Source organism: Chryseobacterium lathyri (genome assembly GCF_030812195.1).
Lineage (GTDB): Bacteria > Bacteroidota > Bacteroidia > Flavobacteriales > Weeksellaceae > Chryseobacterium > Chryseobacterium lathyri_A.
Genome location: NZ_JAUSSF010000001.1, coordinates 139,839 through 164,978 on the forward strand (window position 1 = coordinate 139,839; position 25,140 = coordinate 164,978).

The 25,140-nt window shown below is 34.4% G+C and carries 18 protein-coding genes and 1 tRNA gene; 13 read left to right on the forward strand and 6 right to left on the reverse strand.

All coding sequences use genetic code 11. The annotated features are described in order from the left end of the window. Positions 1 to 25: 25 nt before the first annotated feature. From J2T03_RS00645 to J2T03_RS00660, 4 genes are read left to right on the forward strand one after another with little or no spacing between them, the layout of a single operon-like run. Entirely contained in the window at positions 26 to 1,708 is a 1,683-nt protein-coding gene (locus tag J2T03_RS00645; RefSeq protein ID WP_307208857.1) for a hypothetical protein, read from the forward strand. Between the two features lie 31 nt (positions 1,709 to 1,739). Then, positions 1,740 to 2,291: a hypothetical protein gene (locus J2T03_RS00650; protein ID WP_307208859.1), complete on the forward strand. Its 552-nt coding sequence runs from the start codon at positions 1,740 to 1,742 to the stop codon at positions 2,289 to 2,291. A 52-nt stretch (positions 2,292 to 2,343) separates the two neighbouring features. After that, on the forward strand, positions 2,344 to 3,207 hold the full coding sequence (locus tag J2T03_RS00655) for an HNH endonuclease (RefSeq protein ID WP_307208860.1): 864 nt from the start codon (positions 2,344 to 2,346) through the stop codon (positions 3,205 to 3,207). 59 nt (positions 3,208 to 3,266) lie between these two features. Beyond that, a complete protein-coding gene (locus tag J2T03_RS00660) occupies positions 3,267 to 4,052 on the forward strand; it encodes a hypothetical protein (protein ID WP_307208862.1) in 786 nt (261 codons plus the stop codon). Between the two features lie 128 nt (positions 4,053 to 4,180). On the opposite strand, the gene J2T03_RS00665 is transcribed toward J2T03_RS00660, so the two are convergent. Then, positions 4,181 to 5,317 (reverse strand): HNH endonuclease, encoded by a 1,137-nt coding sequence (locus tag J2T03_RS00665; RefSeq protein WP_307208863.1) that lies wholly within the window; start codon positions 5,315 to 5,317, stop codon positions 4,181 to 4,183. A gap of 62 nt (positions 5,318 to 5,379) precedes the next feature. Next, positions 5,380 to 7,353, reverse strand: coding sequence for an ATP-binding protein (locus J2T03_RS00670; RefSeq protein WP_307208865.1), 1,974 nt, complete (start codon positions 7,351 to 7,353; stop codon positions 5,380 to 5,382). Between the two features lie 209 nt (positions 7,354 to 7,562). On the opposite strand from J2T03_RS00670, the gene J2T03_RS00675 reads away from it, so the two are divergent. Then, a complete protein-coding gene (locus J2T03_RS00675; protein WP_307208867.1) occupies positions 7,563 to 9,056 on the forward strand; it encodes a recombinase family protein in 1,494 nt (497 codons plus the stop codon). Then, on the forward strand, positions 9,040 to 9,204 hold the full coding sequence (locus J2T03_RS00680) for a PTS sugar transporter subunit IIBC (RefSeq protein ID WP_076350970.1): 165 nt from the start codon (positions 9,040 to 9,042) through the stop codon (positions 9,202 to 9,204). Before J2T03_RS00675 ends, J2T03_RS00680 begins: the two co-directional genes overlap by 17 nt. Before the next feature lie 190 nt (positions 9,205 to 9,394). Here the strand turns inward: J2T03_RS00680 and J2T03_RS00685 are convergent. Next, positions 9,395 to 9,468, reverse strand: a tRNA-Arg gene (locus tag J2T03_RS00685). Between the two features lie 59 nt (positions 9,469 to 9,527). Here J2T03_RS00685 and J2T03_RS00690 point away from each other — a divergent pair. From J2T03_RS00690 to J2T03_RS00700, 3 genes are read left to right on the forward strand one after another with little or no spacing between them, the layout of a single operon-like run. After that, positions 9,528 to 10,574: an ABC transporter substrate-binding protein gene (locus J2T03_RS00690; RefSeq protein ID WP_307208871.1), complete on the forward strand. Its 1,047-nt coding sequence runs from the start codon at positions 9,528 to 9,530 to the stop codon at positions 10,572 to 10,574. Between the two features lie 44 nt (positions 10,575 to 10,618). Next, positions 10,619 to 11,263, forward strand: coding sequence for a monofunctional biosynthetic peptidoglycan transglycosylase (mtgA, locus tag J2T03_RS00695; RefSeq protein WP_307208873.1), 645 nt, complete (start codon positions 10,619 to 10,621; stop codon positions 11,261 to 11,263). 13 nt (positions 11,264 to 11,276) lie between these two features. Further along, entirely contained in the window at positions 11,277 to 13,307 is a 2,031-nt protein-coding gene (locus tag J2T03_RS00700) for a recombinase (protein WP_307208876.1), read from the forward strand. A gap of 41 nt (positions 13,308 to 13,348) precedes the next feature. Here the strand turns inward: J2T03_RS00700 and J2T03_RS00705 are convergent, their stop codons facing one another. The 3 genes from J2T03_RS00705 to J2T03_RS00715 form a co-directional block, all read right to left on the reverse strand. Beyond that, entirely contained in the window at positions 13,349 to 13,645 is a 297-nt protein-coding gene (locus J2T03_RS00705; RefSeq protein ID WP_307208877.1) for a DciA family protein, read from the reverse strand. Positions 13,646 to 13,708: 63 nt separating this feature from the next. Next, positions 13,709 to 14,812, reverse strand: a complete 1,104-nt coding sequence (gene recF / locus J2T03_RS00710) for a DNA replication/repair protein RecF (protein WP_307208879.1) — start codon at positions 14,810 to 14,812, stop codon at positions 13,709 to 13,711. A gap of 3 nt (positions 14,813 to 14,815) precedes the next feature. Then, a complete protein-coding gene (locus J2T03_RS00715; protein WP_307208881.1) occupies positions 14,816 to 15,571 on the reverse strand; it encodes a hypothetical protein in 756 nt (251 codons plus the stop codon). Positions 15,572 to 15,589: 18 nt separating this feature from the next. Between J2T03_RS00715 and J2T03_RS00720 the strand changes: the two genes are divergently transcribed. The 4 genes from J2T03_RS00720 to J2T03_RS00735 all read left to right on the forward strand — a co-directional run bounded on the left by J2T03_RS00720 (position 15,590) and on the right by J2T03_RS00735 (position 25,138). After that, a complete protein-coding gene (locus tag J2T03_RS00720; protein WP_307208883.1) occupies positions 15,590 to 21,478 on the forward strand; it encodes an alpha-2-macroglobulin family protein in 5,889 nt (1,962 codons plus the stop codon). A gap of 44 nt (positions 21,479 to 21,522) precedes the next feature. Continuing rightward, positions 21,523 to 22,011, forward strand: coding sequence for a serine protease inhibitor ecotin (gene eco, locus J2T03_RS00725; protein ID WP_306846066.1), 489 nt, complete (start codon positions 21,523 to 21,525; stop codon positions 22,009 to 22,011). A gap of 743 nt (positions 22,012 to 22,754) precedes the next feature. Next, positions 22,755 to 24,164, forward strand: coding sequence for a TolC family protein (locus J2T03_RS00730; RefSeq protein ID WP_307208884.1), 1,410 nt, complete (start codon positions 22,755 to 22,757; stop codon positions 24,162 to 24,164). Between the two features lie 17 nt (positions 24,165 to 24,181). Next, entirely contained in the window at positions 24,182 to 25,138 is a 957-nt protein-coding gene (locus J2T03_RS00735; RefSeq protein ID WP_307211059.1) for an HlyD family secretion protein, read from the forward strand. Positions 25,139 to 25,140: the final 2 nt, after the last annotated feature.

Consider the following 25,140-nt stretch of genomic DNA (forward strand, 5'->3'; position numbering starts at 1 on the left):
TTAAATAACCAAAAATATAAAACTAGTGATAACCATAGCTCAACGACTTCAATTTGAGGATGTCTTTCCAGATGAAAAAAAAGAAGATGTAGTTTATTACATTAAAAAAGTTTCAAAAGAAACATTGTTAAGAACTATTGGATTTTGTAACACAAATCCAACCACTAATTTTGATAATTTTTTTACTAATCCCACTTTGGAGGATAATATTTTTGAAAAAGTTATAAGATATTCTAAAAAGAATAATATTAAGGAAAAACCTATTCTTATTTCCAAGTATGCAAGTTTAAAATTGGCTGAGCATATATTAGCACAGAAAGATTTATTAGAGAAGCCAATTTCTATAGATGAAGATGAACTGAATCTTTTTAAAGCATTTTTGGTAATAAATACAGAGCTCAATAATAACCAAAAATTTGACAATTTAAATTCTGACAATTTTGAAAAACTTGTTGATTTGACTTTAACATTCAAATTTCCTGAATCCGATTTGGCGTTATTTAGCAATGATGATTTAGAGTTTTTAAAATTGATTTATACAACGATTTATAAGGTAGATGAACTTCTTAAATTTCTTAATAGTAATGATGATTTTGTTGAGCTTAAGGTAGAATTCTTAAAAAGTTTCAACACTGATAGCGAAGAAGAATTCATTAAGCATATGAAATTCTTATTTGGTAAACTGTTAGAATCAAAAATCACTAAGAATTACACCTTTGAAGTGGACGATGACAGTGCTTTGAATTTCCTAAAGTCTATGAGCTCTGAAAATATTAAAATTGATGAGGACTTCACAGTTCTTAAAAATAACCCGATATATTTCTTAGAAGATAATCTATTTTCAATAGTAAACTATTTCTTCGCTGTAGATAAATTTTATAGAAGCACGAAATTTAAACTGAAAGAGATTTATGAAAGTAAAGAGTCACTAAAAAAGAAGTACGGAAATTTTTTCGGTTTTTTTAATAAGAATTTTTCAGAAGATTTTCTAATGAAGAATTTGTTAGACGATATTTTTCACAAAAAGTATTTTGTTAAAAAACCAGATACTGAAAAAGAGTTAGACGGAGAACCTGATTATTATATACGTTATGACAAAAATATATTTCTTTTTGAGAACAAAGATGTTTTAGTCTCTAAATCACTAAAATCCTCTGGAAACATCGATGATATTAACAGGTTGCTCGAATCTAAATTTGTTAAGGACGGCAAAAAAAGTGTTGGAATAGGACAGATTATTAACTCTATTCAGGAAATACAGGATAAAAAATTCCGATATGATGAAGGTGTCAATTCGGATAAAAAATTTACTATTTATCCTATACTTTTAATTCAAGATAGAATATTCCAAAGTCCAGGAGTCAATTATAGACTAAATAATTGGTATAAGGCAATGGTTAAGGAAAAGCTTGAAAATAGTTACGATAAAAATTATATCAAAGGATTAACTGTCATTGATATTGATACTTTGATTTTTTGGGCACCTTATTTAAAACAAAAGGATAGACATTTTAAAGAAATTTTGATTGACCATCTTAAGAGAATGGAGACTCATAAAAAAATTAATGCATCTACGGAAAAAGAAGAACTTCTCCGTAAAAGTAAAAATTTAATGGAACAACTCGGTTCAATTTCTTCTAGAAAAATACCTTTTAGAATTCCAACGGAAGATTTTGTGCAAATGTTTAAAGAAGTAATAATTGACTAGATTTACTAGTTTACTGAATATTTTTAAATTTATGAAAGAATCTGAATTTCTTCTTCAAATTCATAAAAGGATTTCTATTATTTCAGTAGGAGCTTCAGCGCTTAGAAATCAGGGTGCATCTGGTATTATAAAAATTGCAAGAGATTATTTTTACCAAATAAATATTAATGAGTTTGTAAATGCATTGGAAACCGAAAGCTCTTATAATCTCTTTCTGAATGAACATACAGAAAGTTTGATTTCTAGTTTTCCAGAAAATGGTAAATCGTGGGGAGCTGCAAGGAAGGGATTGAATTTGTTTTTCCGGGAGATTGCTTATAATAAGTTCTTCTCAGACTTTTATGACTTTCCCAGAGACCTTGCAGAATTTAATAAGAAATTCAACTTTTTAGAAGTACCTCTGGACAGAGATGTCGCTTTAGGTATCTTTAATGAGACTGATATGATTTTACCTAAGTGGAAGTCTATTAAAACTTTGACTCAAGAGAGTAGTGATCTCTATCAAGTTGCAGCAAATAAAATTGCTCAAAATGAAAAAATAGCAAGAGTTAATCTTGACTTAAAATATTGGAGAAAAAATTAAATCTATTGTCGAAATCTAAAAACTATGAAAATTATAGCTAAATATTTCTAAAATGAATTCTACAATTTCCTTAAAACTATTCTCCTTTGGTATTCAAAAACTTCATGATCCTAACTGGACTGGTTTAGAGTTATTTGATAAACTAAAACAACATGTTAGGCAAAGAGTTGAACCGAAGAATATGTTATTTGAAACCTTACAGAACGGATTGTTATTGCATTTAGGCATGTGGATTTATGAGGAATATCTAATACATTATGAAGAAGAATTTATTGAATTCGAGGGCGAGTACATTTTATGGTACTTGGAAGATTACATAGATCTTTTAATCGATTCGGGAGTTGATCAAAACGAACCCTTAATATCAAGAACCATTGAACAGATTAATAGCTTTAATATATTATATAATGATGATGAAAATGTGTACTATGGAGAATTACAGGAAAGAGATTTAGAACTTAAACAATTAATAGTAAGTCTTTCTGAGGAATATGAAGATAGTATTCAAGCTAAAAAACTAATATATGCTCAAGACTTTGCTGAACGCATATTTCATGATAGAGTACTTTGTGAATTTATTTCAAAGCTTTTATTAGTTATAGGTTTTGATGGTACAGAAGAAGAGAGTGAAGAGCCAAAACAATGGATTAAGAGAAAGTATCTTCAAAGTTGGGCGAAAAAAGCAATTATTGCAAGAGATCGAGGACAATGTTCTAAGTGTGGTCGAAATTTAGTAATGGAACTTGTTGCTAGTTACCATTTTGATCATATTCTTCCATTATTCCAGGGAGGTACAAACGATCTGTCCAATTTTCAATTATTGTGTGAGGGGTGTAATTTAGAAAAGTCAAAAAATATTATTCCAGTTAATACATCAATCCCTAAGTATCTTCAAATTAAAAAGTCTAAAAATTAAAAATAGTTACAGATTAGAAGATGTAAATCATAAGTAGCGATTATTATAAAATTATAAAAATGGTTGGAAATATAAAACATATTATTTTGATTGATAGTATAGATGAATCTGAAAATGTAAATTTTAATGCAGAATCATTTTACAGAGACAAAATTAGATATCCTGCAATAGCTAAAGAATCGACAATCACGCACGAATATAAAAAAGCGCCGAACTCAGCGATCTTTTTTGAAATTCTTAAAAAGTTAACTGAAAATTATCGAGATTTTGATGATGGATTATTGATTCATTTTGATATTCACGGAGACAAAAATAAGAAGGGTCTAATCCTAGAAAGTAATGAATTAATACCATGGGTAGATTTAATAAACCTGTTGAGAGATCTCAATGTTCTGCTTAAAAATAAATTATATCTTACTATGACTACCTGTTTTGGAAGATATCTTTATTTAGGTGTAGATTTTAAATTAAAATCCCCATACTCTTGCTATATATCTTCATCACTAAGTGTGGGGGAGATTGATGCTTATGAAAATTATGGAATTTTATTTAATAAGCTTTTTGATACAGGTAATCTTATAGATGCTTATAATGAAATGGATGATACTGATAATAAGATTTTTTATTATAAAGACTCAGAAACGACTTTTGAAAATGCTTTTAACTCATTGTATAAAAAGTTAACGAATGATGACTCTCCTTTGAAAAAAGAAGCTTTAGATAATACTATTAAATATACGTTTGAAAAAACGGGAAATCGATTAAGTTATGAAGAAGCAAAAGCAATCCAGATTAAATCTTTAACTGATCTTCAGAGAATTGTTAAGGAGAATTACAAATTTTAATATCAATTAATTTGCTTTAGTTTATTGAAACTAATATAGGACTACTATTTTCTATGGCAAAAATTATGCATTATCTATTATAATTTTTTATGGAATAGAATCATCATTTATTGAAGCAAAATTTAATATTACATTTCTAATCTAAACTGTTCAATTTTTTGTTTAATTATTTCGTCAGGTTTATTACTATTAGCTTTAGCAAGAATCATATTTTCAATATCAATATCACTAAGAATTATAATCATCTTTTTTTCGGTAACCCATATTTCTCTTCTAGTATAATATGATGAGGTATTCTCCAAGCCATTCCTAGAAATAATAATTGCAAACAGACCAGTACCATGAGATTTGAGATAATTTGAAATTTGCAGAATCTCTTGTTTTTTTATTCCTTTTTCATAATTTTTAGCATCTACAACAATAAAATCTGCCTGATACCTATCCCGAATATATTTCCAAAATCCACTTTCCTCATAATTTCTTAATATAAAATCTCTTCGGTTAATTTTCATTTTATCTGGTCTTTCATAAATAGGATCAGATAATGAGTCACCAAATAAAAAGGACAAGATGGTACCCAAATGTTTTTGATACTTACTCCAATCTTTCTTTCCAGGAAGAATAGATTTCAAGGATATGATTAATTCTTGTGGCTCGTCAATATTGTTATGAAAACCGAATATTTTTTTAAGAAGCTTAAAGGATGAGTTTTCAATCTGTTTTGAAAAATTCTGAATTATAAAGTCAATATCCCAAACTTCTATATCTTGATCTTTCAGTAGCTTATTACTATTTTCCGAAAGTTTTCCTGGAAATACAAAAACTCCTTTATAATCTTTAGAAATCTCCACGTAGGTTTTAATTTGATTAATAATATCTTGTAAGCGGTTATTAGTGTATGTAGGAAATGACTTTACTTCTAAGAGTAATTTTGTACCATCAACTTTTTCCACCAATAAATCTGCCTTAAACAACGAATTACCATCTAATACCGACTCACTACTAACAGAATTATAATCATCACTGTTCTCAATAAGCTCTTTTAAAAAGTTGACGAATTCAAATTCATTGAAAGGTTTTCTATTTGATTTGTAATCGTTACATTTATAGCATGTTAATACAATATGATTATCAGATGTGTCGCTGAAACTTCTTGGGAAGATATGGTCGAAAATTAAATCCTTTATAGGATAATCCTTATTACAATAAATACACTTGCCATCCTGCTCCTTATATAGGTCAATTTTTAAACCTTCATCTATCATCTTAATGTAAATTTAAAATCAAATAATAATTCTTTACAAGTTCTCAATTATAATCGCTTGAACTACGGTAATAATGTTTGGTTGAAATTTTTCGGTAGGTACTCACTATATTTAGATCTAAGATATTCAAGATTTTTATCGTTATCCATAAGATTAATATTTAATTTTTCTTTTATAAATTCCAAACGTTGTTTAGCCTCACTAATAATATCTCCCCAGGATAGTATAAAGACATCAAAATTTTCACCTTCATGTATATGCCCGTATTTTCTATTCTTTTGGGATAAGAGTGGCTTCATTTCCTTTTTAACATCTTTGGTAATCAACAAAAACTTCCATTTAGTTTTTTCTTTTGGAAATCTATTATCATTTGAAACTGCGGTTGCGTATGCTTCGATCTGTGACTTCTCAGTAAATCCTGCATTAAGACTCGGCCTCTTAAGTTCAATAACTAAATTTTCTTTACCAACACTTCCTAAACTAAATTGTTGCCATAGACATACATCAGGAATAGTCTCAAGATCAGAATTATCTTCCGAATTGATGACGTCTTCAAAATCATCTCTATTTAAGTTATCTTTCAAATAAGATTTGAGTACATTTTTTAAAGTTAGATCATCTACACCATATGTATACTCATCACCAAAAATCCAGGTTTCATTGATAATAATCTTATGTAAATGTTTTCTTTCAAGAACATTTTTATTAAAGTCCTTATTATAAATTAGTTCTTCTAATGCATTTATAAATTTCAATCTGTTTTTGATTTCCGTCATTGTATCAATGACTGTCGATAAAGATGACTCTTCTAAAATTTCTACTAGTTCCTCTCTTTTATCTTTTGGTAATTCAATCACTTCAGTTAAGATCCTTTGCAATGAATGAGAATCATTTTCGAGTGCTTCTTTTATCAGTGATAAAGTCAATTTTTTACTCTTGTTATCCTGAGCTTCAAAATCCGGTAGAAATTCATTTACCTGCAAGGCCACAATATCAAAAACCTGCCTTTTACTTTCTTCAACAATATTTTCAGCATTTCCCGTGTAAGGATAAATTCCCTTTGTTTTAAGTTCCTCAATAAATTCAGAAGAGTAGAAGTGCAACCTCTTTTTCGTATAGGATCTTGCAAACTTTTTAGATTCATTGATCGCTTCAAGCATCACATCATCAAACTCCTGTATATCAATTTTATTTTCTCGTTGTAACGTTTCAATGTAAATTGAGTGTAAAAAGATAGAAATAGGAATAGTTGATCTAATACCCAAGTTAGTTTCCCTGAATGGAATACCTTGCATACTACACAAATATGTTTTTTTCTTGATATCAAAATTCCATTCAATAATTTTAATTTTAAAACGGTGCGAAAGTTTTTCCCTGTGAACCAAAACTTCAGTTTCATCGGTACATCTTATTAATGATTCAAATTCCAGCATTTTACCATTTATAAAGATTGAGAAATTAGGATAATTAATCCAGTAAGATGCAAACTTTTGTGCTAATTCCTTTCTGTTTTTTTCTTCAAAAATTTGATGAATATTTTCAACATTGGTATTTTGAATCAATACACTCACTCCAGATTGTACTTTAGAATCGGCAATAACATTTAAATCACTAAATTCAGAATGTGAGATTTTGTTTCGATCTAAAGTAATTGTAAAATGTTTATGGCTATGTGAGTTTTTATAAGTACTGTTATAGATTACTAAGTCACCTAGTGCTAAAGATTTGTATCTACCTCTGCCTTCTTTCCCATGATAAGCTCTGCCACTAGGACTGGTGCTAGAAATTTTTTTTTCGGAGCCACCTAACTTTCCAAAAACCTGCTGTCCTTTTTCGTATTGCAAACCATGACCATTATCAATTATTTCAATCGACTCATAGCCTCCTAAATGATTAGGAGTAATTTCTATATTAATAATGGTTGCGTCAGCATCCAATGCATTCCAAATTAGTTCTGAAATGGCGGTTAATCCGGTGGCACGTGTCAAAGAATCAATATGATCCTTCTCAACTCCTAAGTCTACAATTTTTGACATAATTAGAAATATTATTGTAAAACTAAATAAGCATTAAAGATAAATTTTCTTCTTAACAGAATAACAAAAAGATTTAATCACAAGAGATTAATCTGAGATAATACCCCATTATAATTTACATATTGGTCACATCCCGATAAATTTATAACTTTCTGAAAATAAGTTTTTTTTAATTATTAGCTTTAAGATTATCAAAAATATAAAAATAAATGAAGTCAGCCTATTTATACGTCCGTGTAAGTACAGATGAACAAAAAAGAAAAGGATACTCCTTGCCAGAACAGGAGGATAGATTATTGAAATATTGTAAATATAACAATATCGAAGTCAAAGGAATCTATCGTGAAGACTATTCTGCCAAAAATTTCAACCGACCTGAGTGGAAAGAATTGTTTTCAGAAATTAAAAAGAAATCATCAGGAGAAGATAAGAATATATTATTTATCAAATGGGACCGATTTAGTCGTAATGTTGAATATGCTTACGAAATGATTGGAAAGCTGCGAAAATATAAAACGACAGCAATGGCTATTGATCAACCAATTGATTTCTCTGTGCCGGAAAGTACCGTTATGCTGGCTGTATATTTAGCGGTTCCGGAAGCGGAAAATACTCGGAGGGCTCAAAATACAGCAAATGGTATTCGTCGAGCGAAGCTGATGGGTAGATATCCTAATAAAGCACCTATTGGATTTATTAATTTGACATTAATGGATGGTAAAAAAACTATTGCTCCTAAAGAGCCTGAAGCTGATATTATCAAGTGGTCTTTTCATCAAGCTGCCCAGAACGATCATAAGATTTCCGAAATAATGAAAATGGCTAATGAAAAAGGATTGATATGTTCACGGTCACACTTCTTTAGAATTTTACGGAATCCAATTTATTGTGGGCTTATATCAGTCAAACTTAAATCTAATGAAGAACAAATGATAAAAGGTTTGCACGACCCTTTAATATCTGAATCGTTATTTTATCAAGTTCAGTCTGTTATTAATACAAAAAGAAAAACGACTTCTAAAAAAGATGATTTAAAAGAGCTGTTTTTTCTTAGAGGTTTTTTAACCTGTCCTGTTTGTGATCGAAAACTCAGTGGGAGTATTGCGCAAGGAAGCTCAAAAAAATACCCATATTATCATTGTCATGATCGCTGTAGAACAAGGATAAATGCAGTTTTGCTGAATGATTGCTATCAAAATAAGCTTCAGCAATTGATACTATCAAATAACACAATTGAACTATTTAAGGATATTTTGGAAGGTCAGAATATAAAGACACAGAAAGCAAGTTATTTATACGGTCAAAAACTATTAGAAAGAAAAATAAAGGAGGAAGAGCTAACTCTTTCTAGAGGTAGAAAATTATTTATAGCAGGAATATTAAAGATTGATGATTATAATGACTTAAAAAAAGAATGTCTGGTTAATACTAAGAATCTTAGTAAAGAAAGGCGTGATATTACTCTTAAATTAAAAGCTATTGATAGAAAGAATCAAATAGAAAATAAGGCACTGGTTGAAATCTTTCAAAAATTTTCCGAGTTTGATACTTCAGACAAAAGATATCTTGTGAGTCTTATTCCACCAGTTGATATTGATTATAAAACAGGAGATCTCTCTTTGGGCTTGAATCAAGCATTTTCAAAAATATTATTAAAAAAAATTAACCGAAAACCTAATAAGAAAAATGAATTTCATCGATAAAAATGTTTCAGTTGAGCAAGCAATCATTCTTCTTGCCAAGAATGGAATTCAGGTAAATGAGAAGGAAGCTAAAATTATATTGGAATTACTATATTTAGTATCAAAAAATTATGATAAACCGAAAGAGAAAAAAATACTAGAACCTTAATGGGATTTCAAACTATGTTTCAATACCGATGAAATCTCTGATAGAGCACTTTTAGACTGTCTGTTTCAGATGGACTAGGGATTTCACATCAAAAAATTCAAACCATAAAATATCAGGCTGTAAAAGTTTGATATAGAGTGTTTTATGCGTAAAAAAAGAGAGACAACTATCAAATAGTTGTCTCCTTAAGTGACCTCGACAGGATTCAAACCTGTAACCTTCTGAGCCGTAATCAGATGCGCTATTCAGTTGCGCCACGAGGCCGTTGTTTTCTTAATGTTTTAAGGTTTGCAAATATAGCACTTTTTTCTTTTCTTTGAAAGATGAAACAGAGAATTTTACTTTTATTTGCAGTTGTAGCGCTAATCTCCTGTAAAAGAGAACAAAAAATTTCGTCTTCGGACTGGACTAATATATCCAGCCGTACCCAATTTAAAGAACATGATGGTATTCTGGAACTCAAATCGGGGAATTTCACTTATAATTTTAAAACCAACCAGACTCCGTTTAAGAAAATTATCCTTTTAAATGCAAGCATGGCAGGATATATTTCTGAATTGAGGGCCGAAAATCTGATTGTCGGAGTTTCCAGTCCGGAATACATCTATTCAGAAAAGATTCAAAACCTTTTAAAAGAAGGAAAGATCCAGAACGTAGGAAGTGAGCAGAAATATGATGTAGAAAAAATTATTTCCATGAAGCCGGATGCTGTTTTTACCAATTATATTGCAAGTTTTGACAATGCCTATCAACTCCTGAAAAATAATGGAATTCAGGTCGTTTTTCTGGATGAATATATGGAGCAGCTTCCGTTAGAAAAGGCAGCCTACATCAAAATTTTTGGAGAATTCTTCGGAAAAGAGAAAGAAGCTGAGGCTAAATATCAAGAAATTGAAAAAAATTATAATGATCTGAAACAGCTGGCCTTAAAGGCAAAAGAAAAACCTGTGGTGCTGGCCAATGAAATGTATGGAGATGTATGGTATCTTCCGGGTGGAAAAACCTCTGTGGCCAATTATATTACAGATGCCAATGCTTCCTACATCATGAAAGGTAATAAAGAAGAAAAGTCTCTGACCATGAGCTTTGAAGAAGTATATGCGAAGTCAGGCAAAGTACAGTACTGGATAAATGCAGGAAACCATATCTCAAAAAAAGAGATGCTGACCGGTAATCCTTTTTATGGAAAACTGGAAGTATTCAACAAAGGAAAGATCTATACCGTTGCCGGAAAGGAAAAACTGAAAGCCAATGACTTTTTTGAAAGTGGTGCTGTGCGTGCTGATCTTATTCTGAAAGACTATATCAGGATCTTCCATCCCGAACTTCTTCCGGAATATCAGTTAACCTATATGAAAGAGCTTCTATAACTCGGGCGAATTGCTTATTTTTGCAGTTCCTTTTAGACAAAATTATGTGGAAAAAAGTTAAACAGGCTATCTTTATTATCCTTGTCCTGAATGTAGTTTTTATTATTTGGGGCAGATTTTTTAATCCGCCGGTTACCATTACGCAGATTGGAGGTCTTTTTGAATTTGGAAAGCTACACAGAGATTATATTTCCTATGATGAAATGGGGAGTAATGTTAAAAAAGCAGTTATAGCTTCAGAAGACCAGAAATTCTTTGATCACAACGGTTTTGATTACATAGCCATTGAAAAGGCAATGAAGAATAACGAGAAAGGAAAGAAGATTCGTGGAGGAAGCACCATTTCCCAGCAGACGGCAAAGAATGTTTTCCTGTGGCAGGGAAGAAGCTGGTTCAGAAAAGGATTGGAAGCTGTTTACACCTTCATTATTGAGAAAGTATGGAGCAAGGATATCATTTTAGAAAGATACCTGAACTCTATTGAAATGGGACAGGGTGTATTTGGAGTAGAAGCTGCCGCTCAGTATTATTTTGGAAAATCATCCAAAGATTTAAGTACTTCAGATGCAGCCTGGATTGCTGCCGTGCTGCCCAATCCTAAGAAATATGATCCAAAAAATCCATCCCCTTATTTAAGAAAGAAACATAATTGGATCATGAGACAGATGAGGAATGTGAGTTTGAAATAGTATCTTTGTCCCAATGAAATTTTTTAATTCCAGCACAAATTTTGAATCAGTTCTTAAAAAATATTTCTCTTTTAAGAACGAAACCATTTCTTTAGAACCATTTGCCGAGTTTTTAGAGAGCATTAAAAGGGCAGATTTTACAGATGTCCTTAATTTTCTGAGAAATAATCCGGATTTTGCTGAGAATTTCAAACATTACATCCATAATATTTTCAAAGGAAGACCTTTTAACCTTTCCCTTACCGAAGCCAATATTCTGTCAGAAAATGCTTTCTTTCCGGAACTTAAAAAAAGAATCCTTAATAAAATACTGCCGCCCGTAGAAAATGAAAAAACGGTGTGGTACATGATCGATAACGTCAGTTTCAGACCCAAAACCGATCTGAAATATCTCCACAATCTTCCAGAGAATGAAATCGATGAGTTTTTAAATCTTCTCGGAGCTACAGATTTTATCATTAAACCGAATGTTAAAAAAGAACTGATCTTCTCCATGAGCATTCTTTCATGGCGTGTTACAGGGATGGCTATGGAAGTAGAGGTTGTAAGAATGGCGCCTCAATACAGAAATCTGGATAATCCTTTTCTGGCACTTCAAAATGAGCTGGAAGCACTTACCGAAGATCTTAAAAATGATCCGGAACTGCAGCTGAACTCCAAAGACAGCCGCTATAAACAGATCAAGATCTATACAGAGCACTGTCACGAATTTGTCAATATTGCTTTTAAAAATTCTACTAAATACGGAATTTCCGGTAAGATCAACCAGTCACTGCTTAAGATCCGCCAGCAGACCGAAAGGATCTATGAGATCGTACAGCTTTTAGTGATCGATAATGAACAGGATATTACTATAAAGTCTAAACAGCTGATCTTTAATATACTTAACTACAAGTCACACAAAAATAATATTGCAGACCTGATTAACGACAGCACACGTCTTCTTTCGCATCTTATTACCAACCACACGGCAGAAACCGGTACCCATTATATTACATCTACCCGGAAGGAGTACATGACGATGTTTTATAAGGCCAGTGGAGGTGGAATCATTGTTGGAGCGCTTTGTGTTTTGAAAATGCTTTACGGATATATTCCCGGGAGCGATTTTTCGCATGCGTTTTTGTACTCGATGAATTATGCAATGGGCTTCATTATGATCTATCTGATGGGCTTTACGCTGGCAACGAAACAGCCCGCAATGACTGCAGCTACGATGACCAAGGTTCTTTCAGAAGAAGGAAACAGCACACGTAATAATACTGAATTTGCCCATCTTGTATCAAAGCTTTTCAGGAGCCAGTTCATTGCATTTGTGGGGAATGTGCTTCTCTCATTTCCGATTGCGCTGGCAATCATTTATGGACTGGATGTATTTTTCTCCCAGAATTTAGCCGTAGAACGATCAGATAAATTATTAAAAGACCTTGATCCCTTCAAGTCAAAAGCCATACTGCATGCCAGTATTGCCGGATTCTACCTGTTTATTTCAGGGATTATTTCAGGGAATATAGGAAACAATTCCGTGTTTTACCAGATTCCGGAAAGGATCGCCAAAAATCTTTCTATAAGAAGCTTTTTAGGGAAGAAGTTTGCGAAAAGCCTATCTAAATATTATGCTAAAAACTGGCCGGGGATTGTCTCCAATTTCTGGTTTGGAGTATTTTTAGGGGCAACAGCTCCTGTAGGTTTATTCTTAGGGCTGGATCTTGATATCAGGCACATTACTTTTGCGGCCGGAAACTTTGCTTTAGGACTTTACGGAAAAGATTTTTCAGTGGATTCCTATACCTTCTGGATATCCTTTTTCACTGTTTTCCTGATAGGATTCTTCAACTTTCTGGTAAGCTTTAGTTTGTCTATGTTTTTGGCGTTCAGATCAAGAAAAATGAACTTTGGACAGGTGAGTGAAATTTACAGGGAGATTTTCAGGTATTTTATAAAGCATCCATTCAAATTTTTTATTCCCCTGAGCTCAGGACTGGATAAAAAAGCGGATGACCTGATGAGCAATACCATTTCTAATAAATCTGAAGATCATTAATAGCTTAATGTATAGTAAAAAATGCTTCGGAAGAGAAACGTTTATAAAATCCGGATATCATTGAATTTATTCTCTCCGAACTTATCCTGGAATTTTTTAAGATAAAAACTTTTCCGCATCTGAAAATCATGTTTGAGCAGAGGGGAATCGATATTGATCATAATGCACTTGTCCTCAATATTAACGCTTTTAATCTCTTTAAAGAGGCTTTCGTCCAGATAATCTTCTAAAAAATCTTTAATTTCAAAAGCAATCAGCTTATGTTCAAAGCCATGGATTCTTGCAAAAGATTTTACAAGTTCCGAGGATTGAAATTCACGTTTTTTATTCTTCTTCATGGGTGCGAGTTTCTGGATTTTGGATTTAACTTCCGGTATTAGAGAAATAATCTTAAAACTTTATCAAACTTCAAAAATTATACTCTCTTCATTAATTTTCTTTACCACACTTTCCGTACGTTCCCTGTGTGTATCCGTAATAAAAATCTGTCCGAAACTTTCCTGATTAACCAGTTCGATTAACTGTGAAACACGTGTATCATCAAGCTTATCAAAAATATCATCAAGAAGAAGGATCGGGGTTTTATTTGTCAGCTCTTTCACAAGACTCATCTGGGCCAGTTTTAAAGAGATCAGGAAAGATTTTTGCTGCCCCTGTGACCCTATTTTTTTAATTAGCACATGATCCATCTCAAAAAGCAGATCATCTTTGTGAATTCCCTTGGAAGTATAGGTAAGCATCCGGTCTCTCTCAAGGCTTTCCGTTAAAAGTGTTCTAAAAGCTTTGTCTGGCTGAACGGGGTCGAAGCTGTCACTTAAATCAGACTGATAGTAAACAGAAACCATTTCTTTGCCTCCGGAAATAATCTTGTAAAAATTCTGAACAATAGGGCCGAGTTTCTCAACGAAATTTCTTCGTTTCTCAAAAATATTGGTTCCGAATTTTGAGATTGGGGCATCATAGATCTCCAAAGAGTCCTTGTCCCAGGTTCTGTTTTTAGCGAAATATTTCAGCAATGCATTTCTCTGCTGTACCGTTTTCTGATATTGGATCAGGTCAAAAAGATACTCCGAATCGGTCTGCGATATCATAGAATCCAGAAATCTTCTCCGGCTTTCCCCCGAGTCTGAAATTAAATTAGAGTCATATGGCGAGATCATTACACTTGGCAGATAGCCGATATGGTCCGCAAGTCTGTCATAGCTTTTGTCATTCTTTTTAATGATCTTTTTAGCTTCTTTGGGCTGAGAGATTTTGATAATGTCTTCACTGTCTTCATTCTGGACTTCAGCATCAATGGTGAAAAAATCTTCTTCCCTTTTAATATTGTTAAAATCTGTGTTTCCTAAAAAACTTTTTCCTACGGATAAATAATGCAGTGCATCCAGAATATTGGTCTTTCCGGCACCGTTGTTTCCCACAAAACAGTTGATCTGCGGAGAAAATTCAAACTTCTTCTCCGAATGGTTTTTGAAATTGTAAAGGGAAAGCTTTTTGATAATCATTCGTCAAAAATACTCCATTATTACTAAAAATAAAAAAGGAAGTGCAGAGCAGCTTTCTATCCCGAAAGAAAAATAGGCATCATCTCTTTTATTTTCAGAGAAATAGATCAGGATAAAGGTAATGATTCCTGACAAAAAAAATGCAGTACCATAAATAGTTTTAAGATAAAAGGAAGCAACAAGCATACTGATAAAGACAAGCAGGTAAGCAATATATTTTGTATTCTGTACACCGATCAGTTTGGGAAAAGTCTGTACCGTATCGCTTTTCATATCCCGGATATCGAAAGGAAGAACGAGTGCCGTTATAAAAAAAAAGCTGATCAGAAAAATAGGAAGACTGAATTCCGGAAGCGTAAGCCAGCAGTTGACCAATGCCCAGACCAATCCTACATAAAATACTTTCAGCAGTGGAATCTTCCGGATATAAACATCCAGGAAAAAACTGTTGTAAAGTAATCCCAAAACCACAATGATAAACCATTTCAGAAGTCTTATTTCATTATGATTATGAATGATCAGAAAAGCACAGACGACACCCGCAGCTGCGTTCAGAACCAGTATTTTCAAAAAATGCCTGGTATATTGGTATTTGGTGTAAAGATAACCGCTGAAATAAGTGATGAAAATAAGCAGTATAGTGGGGAAACGGAATGTGTTTTGCTCTTTCATGAAAAATACCGCAAATAAAGTTCCCACAACAGAGACATAAATTTGGCTGTCAATAACAGTTTTTTTCAGTATTTTTAAGAAATTCATTTATCAAAAATAACATATATGAAAAGATTTTCCAAGATTTTTATGCTTTTGCTTCTAATGCTGAGCTTTTCTGCTGTTTCGGCGCAAAAATATTACGACGACCAGTGGAAAAAAGTAATCGAAAACAGTGCGAAAGGTGCCTATAAATCTAATCTTCCCATCATTTTAGACATACAAAACCACGCCATGAAAGAAAATAATACCATGCAGCTCATCCGTTCCCTGAAAGCAGAATTCAGCATTGTCAACCAAACGGTGGATGACGATAAGAATGATTCTGCTTCCAAATTTTTTAAGAAGCTTCAGGAAACGGATGCTAAGCTTAAAGGGGAAGGAAGATTAGTATATAATGTTATTCTGAATGGTTTCTTTATGGATTACTATGATCAGAATTCTTGGGAAATAGAAAGCAGAACCAATATCAATTCTCAGGATCTTTCTCAGATCGAAACCTGGAGTAAGCTCGACTTTAAAAATTATCTGAAGAAAAGCTATCAGGAACTTGACCAGCAGAAGCAGGAGATGAAAAAAATTTCCCTGTCAAAGTATAAAGAGATTTTTACAGAAATCAAGGATATCACCTATTTCCCGACCGTATATGAATGGTATTCTATGAAAAAGATCAGTTTTCTTTCTGAAAATAGTCTTTTTACAAAGAATGAACTTACTGAGAACAGGACACAGATCAATGCTGTTTTTGATGAGTTGATTGCACAGAACAGCGGAAACCCCAAGCTTTATTTTATGAAGGAAAAGCTGACGGAGAACTGCAATTATAATCAATGTAAAGACAAACTTGAGCAGCTTCAGAATCTTTTGAAATCTGATACCGAAGGAGATTACAAAGTGATCATCATGGAAGATATCATGAATGAGCTCCTGGCTAAAAAGAAAGAGAAGGAAGCTTTGGCTATCGCAGCCCAAGCCAAGAATCAATATCCGAAATCCCCATTCATTGAGAACATAAAAAATAAAGAAAATCAGATCATCAATCCGTTTCTTACCATTAAATATGAACAGCAGACTCAGAACAATCTGCCGATCCATTTTGTAGCGGACCATAAGAATGTGGCTGAATTTTCTCTGAACATTTATGAAGTAAAAGAAGATTTTACAACATTGATGCAATATGTACAGAATTCTTACAACAATACTTTTGGAAAGGTTAAAAAAAGCCTGGTAAGAAAAGAAACCTTCCAGCTTGGTGATTCCAAAGATTATCAGGTTCATAAAACCTCTCTGGAGATAAAACCTCTTCCTTCCGGAATATATGTTTTGGAATACGCTGTTGAAGGATCTGAAGTAAAAGACGGTAGTTCAAGGCAGAATTTCTATTTCCTTGTTTCGGGGAACAGAGTGATCTATCAAACCAAAACAGACAGAAACCAGCTTTCCAATACACTAAAGCTGGTCAATAGTGAAAACGGGAAACCTATATCGAATGAGGGTCTTACTTTCTACGAATTTGTTGCCAATAAAACATTAAACAAGCTGGAAGGCAAAACTGATGCGAACGGCGTTTTTAAATTCCCTTCCACAGACAGCAAAGAATATTACAGAACTTTCCTGATCCGCCAGCCAAAGACCAATGATTTCCAGATCATGCAGGTGTATGGAAATAACGGAAATGCAGAAGACTACAACCCAAATAAACAGACCCGTACCCTGGCACAGATCTTTACGGACAGAGCCATTTACAGACCGGGGCAGACCGTTTATTTTAAAGTAATCAATACAAAAATAGATAAAGAAACAGAAGCTGTAATTTCAGGCTTAAAACAGAAAATCACACTTCTGGATGCCAACAGTCAGGAAGTTTCTTCACAGAATTTTTCAACGAATGAATTCGGGTCTTATCATGGAAGCTTTACTCTTCCGAAAGGTCAGTTGAACGGAGTTTTTTATCTGAAAACAGATGAAGGATCTCAAGGCTATAAAGACATCAGGGTTGAAGAATACAAAAGACCGAAATTTGAGGTTACTTTTGATCCTGTAAAAGAAGAATACAAATACGGACAGACCATCGAGTTGAAAGGAAAAGCCATGATGTTCTCCGGAGTGGCTTTGAGTAACACAACCGTTAACTACGAGATTAAAAAACATAACATCAGATGGAGATATTTCTGGTGGTATCCGCGTGGCGATGATAATGAAAATTCTATCCTTGGTGAGGCTAAAACCAATGAAAAAGGAGAATTTGTGATACGCCTTGATCTTAAAAAAGACGAAAAGCTGGAGGGAATTCAGATCGATAATTATGAGATCAATGCTTCGGTAACGGATATCAATGGGGAAACCCAGTCTGCCAATACACAGTTGAAAGTAGCTTCAGTTTCTCATTATATTAAAGCTGACGGAATCAAGAATACGTTCAGTGACGAAAATGTAAAACTGAAAGTAGAAACCCTGAATTACAATGAACAGGATCTTAAAAAATCATATAACGTAAAACTGTCAAAACTAGCGGTACCGAACAGGATTTTCAGAGATAATTTCGCAGCAGAAGTTCAGGATCTTCCGAAATATTCCAGAGAAGAATTCATCAGTAAGTTCCCACACGATTTGTTTAACAAAACCGAAGAGACCAAAAATCTCAAAGCAGAAAAGGTAATTTCTGAAAGACAACAACAGCCCACCACTGAATTGGATTTAGGAAAGCTGGAAGCGGGCGATTATCAGCTTGAATTGTATAATATTGAAGGAAAAGACACCATAAAATCTTCTCAGAATTTCAGTATCTGGGACAAAAGCTCTTTAAAACCTTCACAGAAAACATTCCTGACAGTTATTGAACCTAAGAATGAATTCTCAAGAGGAGAGAAGGCTAAAGTGTATGTGTATTCTGCAGTTCCTGATGCGCTTGTCAATGTATTCATCCAAGACGGTTCCGGGAAAACAGTTTCAGAAGCCCGTCAGCTGAAAGAAGGAGTTTTAGAATACACAACGGATATTCCGAAAGATAAGGGCATATCAGCATTGAATATCCAGTTCCAAATTGCAGCATTCAATGATGTTCAGACCCAAGCTGTGACTTTAAAAATAAAAGATACGGAGCAGCCTGTAAAAATTGAAACCGTTACCTTCAGAGATAAGCTGGAACCGAACTCAAAAGAAAAATGGACGGTGAAAGTTTCAGGAAGCGATAAAGAAAAAGTAAATGCTGAAGTACTGGCCAATATGTACGATATGTCATTGGATCAGTTTGCCGTAAATACATTCAGCTGGCAGAATTTATATACCCCGTATTCTATCGTGACTTCTTACGATATCAGACAGTATCTGCTTCAGCAGTACTATCAGAAAAGGCTGAAATATTACAATGGGAAATATGTAGAGGTCCCGAACTTTAACTGGTTCGATGGTGATTTTGACAGTTATGGGCTAAGAGGAAGAGTGGCAGGAATACAGGTTGAAAATATGGCAATGCCGGCTCCTGCTGTTGCAGCAAAAGAAGCTATGATAGAAGAGGTTGTTATGACAGGATATGCTAAAAAATCCAAGATGGCTTCAGCTGCAAAAGTAAGTGAACAGGAAGCTGACGCTGCCGGCGGAAATTTGAATAAAGGAGAATCGGAGGGAGATCTTGAAAAAGTTCCTGTACGTCAAAATCTGAACGAAACTGCATTCTTCTATCCTGATCTGAAAACAGATGCCGAAGGAAATGTAAGCTTTGAATTCACTTCTCCGGAAGCATTAACGAAATGGAAACTGATGTTCTTAGCTCATACCAAAGATGCAAGAGCAGCAGTACTGGAAAAACAGGTGGTAACACAGAAAGAATTCTCTGTAACGCCAAATTATCCAAGATTTTTAAGAGAAGGTGATGAACTGAACCTTCAGTCGAAACTCTCCAACCTTACCGATAAAAAATTAAGCGGTTCAGCAGAGCTTCAGATTCTGGATGCCTTCACAAATGAAAATATTTCATCCAAATTCGGAATCAGTGCAGGAACACAGAATTTTAATTTAAATGAAAAAGGAAACAGCGCATTAACATGGAAACTGAAAGTTCCAAATAACGTATCTTCTATTATATTGAAAGTGGTAGCCAAAGCAGGAGCCTATTCGGATGGAGAGCAGCAGGCAGTTGCCATACTTCCGAACAGAATGCTCGTAACGGATGCAGTACCGGTATTTGTAAAAGAAGGTGAAACCAAGACATTTGTTCTGGAGAACCTTACCAACACAAACTCTACAACGATCACGAATGTTTCCAATACCCTGGAACTGACCACCAATCCGATCTGGGAAATCATGTTTGCATTGCCAAGTCTGAAGAATGATCAGAATGGTTCTGCCGATGTGATCTTCAATAAATGGTTTGCCGACGTATTGGCTTCCGAAGTTTTCAAGGCCAATCCGAAAATGAAGACCGTTTTTGAAGAATACCAAAGTAAAGGATTACTGAATTCAAATCTTGAAAAAAATCAGGAACTGAAACAGCTTTTACTGGAAGAAACCCCTTGGGTGCTTGAAAGTAAAAATGAAGGAGAGCAGATGCAGAAGCTGGCGCTGTTATTTGATGCCAATACGATGAGAAATTCAATCAGTCAGGATTGGGCTGATCTTAAGAAACTGCAGAATCCGGATGGTGGATTCTCCTGGTATCCCGGATATCCAAGTTCTTACGGAACATCTTTATATATCCTTAAAAACTTAGGAAAGATCAATACTTGGTTAAAAGATAATGCAAAAGATTATCAGGGAACTGAACAGAAAGAATTTGTGACAAAACTCATTCAGTATGTAGACAATGAAATTGATAAATATTGGAATGTGAAAAAAGATAATGTTTGGATCAACTGGACTATGGATTACCTTGATACCCGAAACTATTGGGAAAAAGAATATCCTCTTAAAGGAAAAGGGGCTTCTTTAAAAACATTGGTAAAACAGAAAGCAAAAACAGCGAAGATCACAGATTTCACCTTCTTCGGACTTCACCGTGCCGCTTTATTGATGAATGATTATGGTTTAAAAGACGTTTCAGATAAATTAATGAACTATCTGAAAGAAACCTCTACCGATACAAAAACTCAGGGCGTTTACTGGAAACAGAATCTTAATGACTGGGGCTGGTTCGGCTCCAAAGTAGTGAATCATGCAGGGGCTTTAGAAGCATTCAATACATTAAAGCCTAATGATCAGAAAATGATCGAAGATATGAAGATCTGGCTGATCACACAGAAAGAAGTTAACTCATGGGGAAGCTCAAGAGGAACTTCGGAAGTGATCTTTACAATCTTAAATTCAGGAAAATCCTGGACAAATGCCGAAAGCGACAAAGCAACGATTGTATGGGGCGGAAAAGAATTGGCTCCGCAAACCCAGGCTACAGGCTATGTGAAATCAACGGTGAAAACTGATGCAGTAGATAAAAATCTGGGGACTGTTACCGTTACCAAACCAGGTCCGGGAATTGTGCAGGGCGGATTGTTCTGGCAGTATTATGAAGACTTAGACAAGATCAAATCTTCTGAAAACTATATCTCCATCACCAAAGAGCTTTACAAAAAAGTGAAAACAGTAAACGGTGAAGAGCTTCAGAAAATTTCAGCGGATACCCCTTTAAAAGTAGGTGATAAAGTAACCGTAAGAATGATCCTGAATACTGATAGAAACATGGAATTTATTCATATTAAAGATATGCGTGCAGCCGGATTTGAGCCTACAGATGCACTTTCCGGATACCAGTGGAAAAACAGCTTAAGCTATTATCAGTCTACCAAAGATGCATCCACCAATTTCTATATTCAGTATATGCCGAAAGGAAAATATGTTTTTGAATATGACCTTGTATCCAATGCCGCAGGTAAGTTCTCCAACGGGATCACAACGATGCAGAATTACTATGCACCGCAGATGAATGCCCACACAAAAGGAAGCTCTGTTCAGATTTTGGAATGATTTTTGGCTATAGGGAAGTAGTAAAAATTTAAAAATAAAATAAGATGAGATTTTCAAAAACTTTAATGACGGGACTGATTATGTTTGCAGGTGTAAATGCTTTCGCACAAAAGAAGGCAGAAAAGTTTGAGAAGCTGGAGATTGAAATGTTCCCAAAAGCTAAAGACGGATTTAAGCAGGTGTACATTCAGTTGCCTGTTGCAAAAAATGAAAACGATTTAAAAGTAGAGTTTTTTGTAGGCGCTGAAAAGATGCTGGACTGTAATAAATATTTCCTGATGGGAGAAGTGAAAACACAGGATCTTCAGGGTTGGGGCTACAACTATTATGAAGTAGAGTCGAATGGTGAAGCAGGAGGTACATTAATGGCTTGCCAAGATCAGAAGAAGACCAAGAAATTTGTAACACTTAAGCCTGAAATTGTAAGATACAACAGCAAGCTGCCTTTAGTATTCTATGTACCGAAAGACCTTGAAGTTCGTTACAGAATTTTACGTCCTGATGCTAGAATGAAATCAGCGGTTCAGAGATAACCTGAATGATTTTTAAATATAACTCCTCACATTTTTGTGGGGAGTTTTTTATTTACTAAACTGCCCTTTTTGAGTAAATATTATATTTTTTATCAACGATCAGTTTGATCAGGCAGACTTAATTTTTATCATATCTGGAAAAAATAGTAACCACAAAAGCTTCCTAACACTTTAGTTTATTTGAAGTTTAAATTTATCCTACAAAGAAATGTACTTAATTTTTAAGAATATTAAGCTTGAACTTCGCTTAATGGACTGCTTAAAAAAATCTTTGATTTTGTCTTAACTCTCCTTATCACCTTCATTCCCTCTTAAAGATACGAGCAGTAATCTGTGATCATCTGTGAAATCCGTGGTGAAATTTTTAACAGGTTTTTATTGTGAAAATTGAAACATCACGATATGGGATTAACCCTTCATTAAAGAAGATAGAAGTAATAATCTGTATCATTCGCGAAATTTGTGTGAGTAAAAAAAACAACCATAAAAATACTCCGCCCTGATATAGATTCATAAAATTTATTAAGCAAAACAGCATAATAAAATCCCCATGAATGAAAGAAAATCTATTTTTTTTCAATTAAAACATCCATCAAATTAAACTTAAACGAATCTGCTATCATAATCACAAGTACAGGATTAAAGCTAAACACTTTTTAAACTTACTTTGAATTCACCATATTGGCGAATTATCTTCTCGGATTTAACAAATTTTTGCATTATATTTGTTATAAACATAAACCATGAAAAACAATTTATTGATTTTTACGTTTAGTTTTTTGGCTTTCCCTGCTTTTTGCCGGGCACAGTCTGCACCGGACTTTAAGGAACTTTTAGACAGTGCTATGGTCCGTGATTCTGATCTCAAAATGCAGATTACCCAGAATAAGCTCACCGATCTTGACGAACACAAACTAAAAGACATCTTTCTTCCCACTTTAGAGGTAAGCGGACAGGTCGGATATCTAAATGCAACCGCAAGACTCACTTCGCCCGAAATTAATCTGGCGCCTTTTATTAATATTCCCGAAGGGAGCTTTAATAATAATCTCAATGTTTCCGGTTTTTCAGGAATCGCAAAAGCAGATGCTAAAATGCTTCTCTATTCGGGCGGAAAAGTAAAATACCTGAAAAAAGCCATTGAAGAAAAGAAAATTTCTGAAGATATTCTGCTTGAAAAAACCAAAGATGATGTCGTGGCTAATATTTCCAAGGCATACGATCAGCTGGCATTGATTCATCAGTCTAAAAAAGTACTCGATGAAAGCAAAAAAAGACTGGATATCAACCGGAAAACAGCAGATAAAGCTTTAGGTTACGGTCTGATTACTCCATATGATCATAAAAAGATAGAACTGGCACAGGCTACTCTTAATGCTAAAATGGTGGAATATGAAGGTAAAAAGGAACTTCTTCTTACCCAGCTTTATATTCTGACAGGAATCAATCAAGAAAGGCTCAGAATGATTGATCCTGTGCTTTCTCCCGTAGAACTTTTATCTTCAGAAAAAGGAATAGAAGAAAGAGCTGAGGTCCGTGCACTGGAACATGGAATAACAGCAGCAGATTACAAAATAAAAGCCGAAAGAACCTGGATGATCCCGAAAGTACAGCTGATGGCATCTGCATACTATATAGGATTATACGGAAGCCGCATCAAAACTTCGGAAAATGTAATTCCGGCAGTTCCGGCTCTGGGCTATGAAGGAGCAAAACTGGACTGGAGGCCAACCAATGTTAATATCCTTCCTTTACTAACGGCCGGTGTCGGTTTTAAATGGGAGATCTTTGATGGAAAAGAAGGAAAGCATGCAGAAGAAACAGCAAAGCTCGGAAAGGAAATCCTTCAGAACAAAAAAGAAGATGCCTTAAAAAAGTTGACGCTTAACTTGGCCAATAATCAGACCAATTATGATATTGCCACTGCCCAGATCACTTTAAAAGCCAAAGAAAAAGAACTCGCTAAAAATGCCTTGGTCCAGGCCGAAAAAGAATTCAGATACGGAATGAGCAAGTCTTCACAGCTCATTGATGCTGAAAATGATCTCGAGATTGCAGAGCTTGAATACCAGAATGCCCTTTTCAATCAGAGAAGAGCAGGAATAGAGCTGATGAGATCGACTCAGGAGCTTGATATCACTAAATTGTATTAATCCCTTACCTTAAAATGATGCATAAAAATATACTTATACTCTTTGCTGTTCTTTTTCTAGTAGGGAGCTGCACTGAAAAAAAAGAAAACCTGAATGATTCCGAAGGAAAGACCAAAAAAGATGTAATCTCTTTTGCCCCTAAAGTGACCGGAAGAATCTTAAAAATATATGTTGCTGAAGGCCAGACCGTGAAAAAAGGAGATACCCTGGCATTGCTTGATGTACCCGAAGTTTCTGCAAAAATTGCACAGGCTCAGGGAGCAGTAAGTGCTGCAACAGCTCAGGAGCAGATGGCGAAAAACGGAGCTACGGCAGATCAGCTACGACAGCTTCAGGCTAAATATAAAGGTTTGAAAGAGCAGTATGAATTTGCTCAGAAATCCTTTAAAAGAGCCAGTAATATGTACCGTGACAGTCTCATGTCCCCTCAGGCCTATGATGAGGTCTATGTAAAGCTTCAGGGGGCAAAAGCCCAGTACGATGCAGTGGTTGCTGAATTGGATGATGTACAGAGAGGAACCCGTGTAGAAAAAGTTGAAATGGCGGCAGGTCAGGCTTCACAGGCCAAAGGTGCTCTTCAGGAAGCCAATGTAGCCTATTCCGAAAGATATATTATTGCGACCAATGATATGGAAATAGAAACCATCAGCCTGAATACAGGTGAATTGGCCACAGCTGGTTTTGCCCTGTTCAACGGGTATATTCCCGAAAGTACTTATTTCAGATTCACAGTTCCCGAAAGTGCTATTGCCAGATACAAAAAAGGACAGGAAGTGAATATGCAGGTTGTTTATAATAAAGAAACCCTGACCGGGACGATCGTTTATATCAAGCAGCTGACAAGGTATGCGGATATTACCACTGCTTATCCTGATTATCAGCTGCAGGACGCAGTCTATGAAATCAAAGTGAAGCCTGCAGACATGAATAAAGCTAAAAATATATTGGTTAATGCTAACGTTATCCTGAAATAATT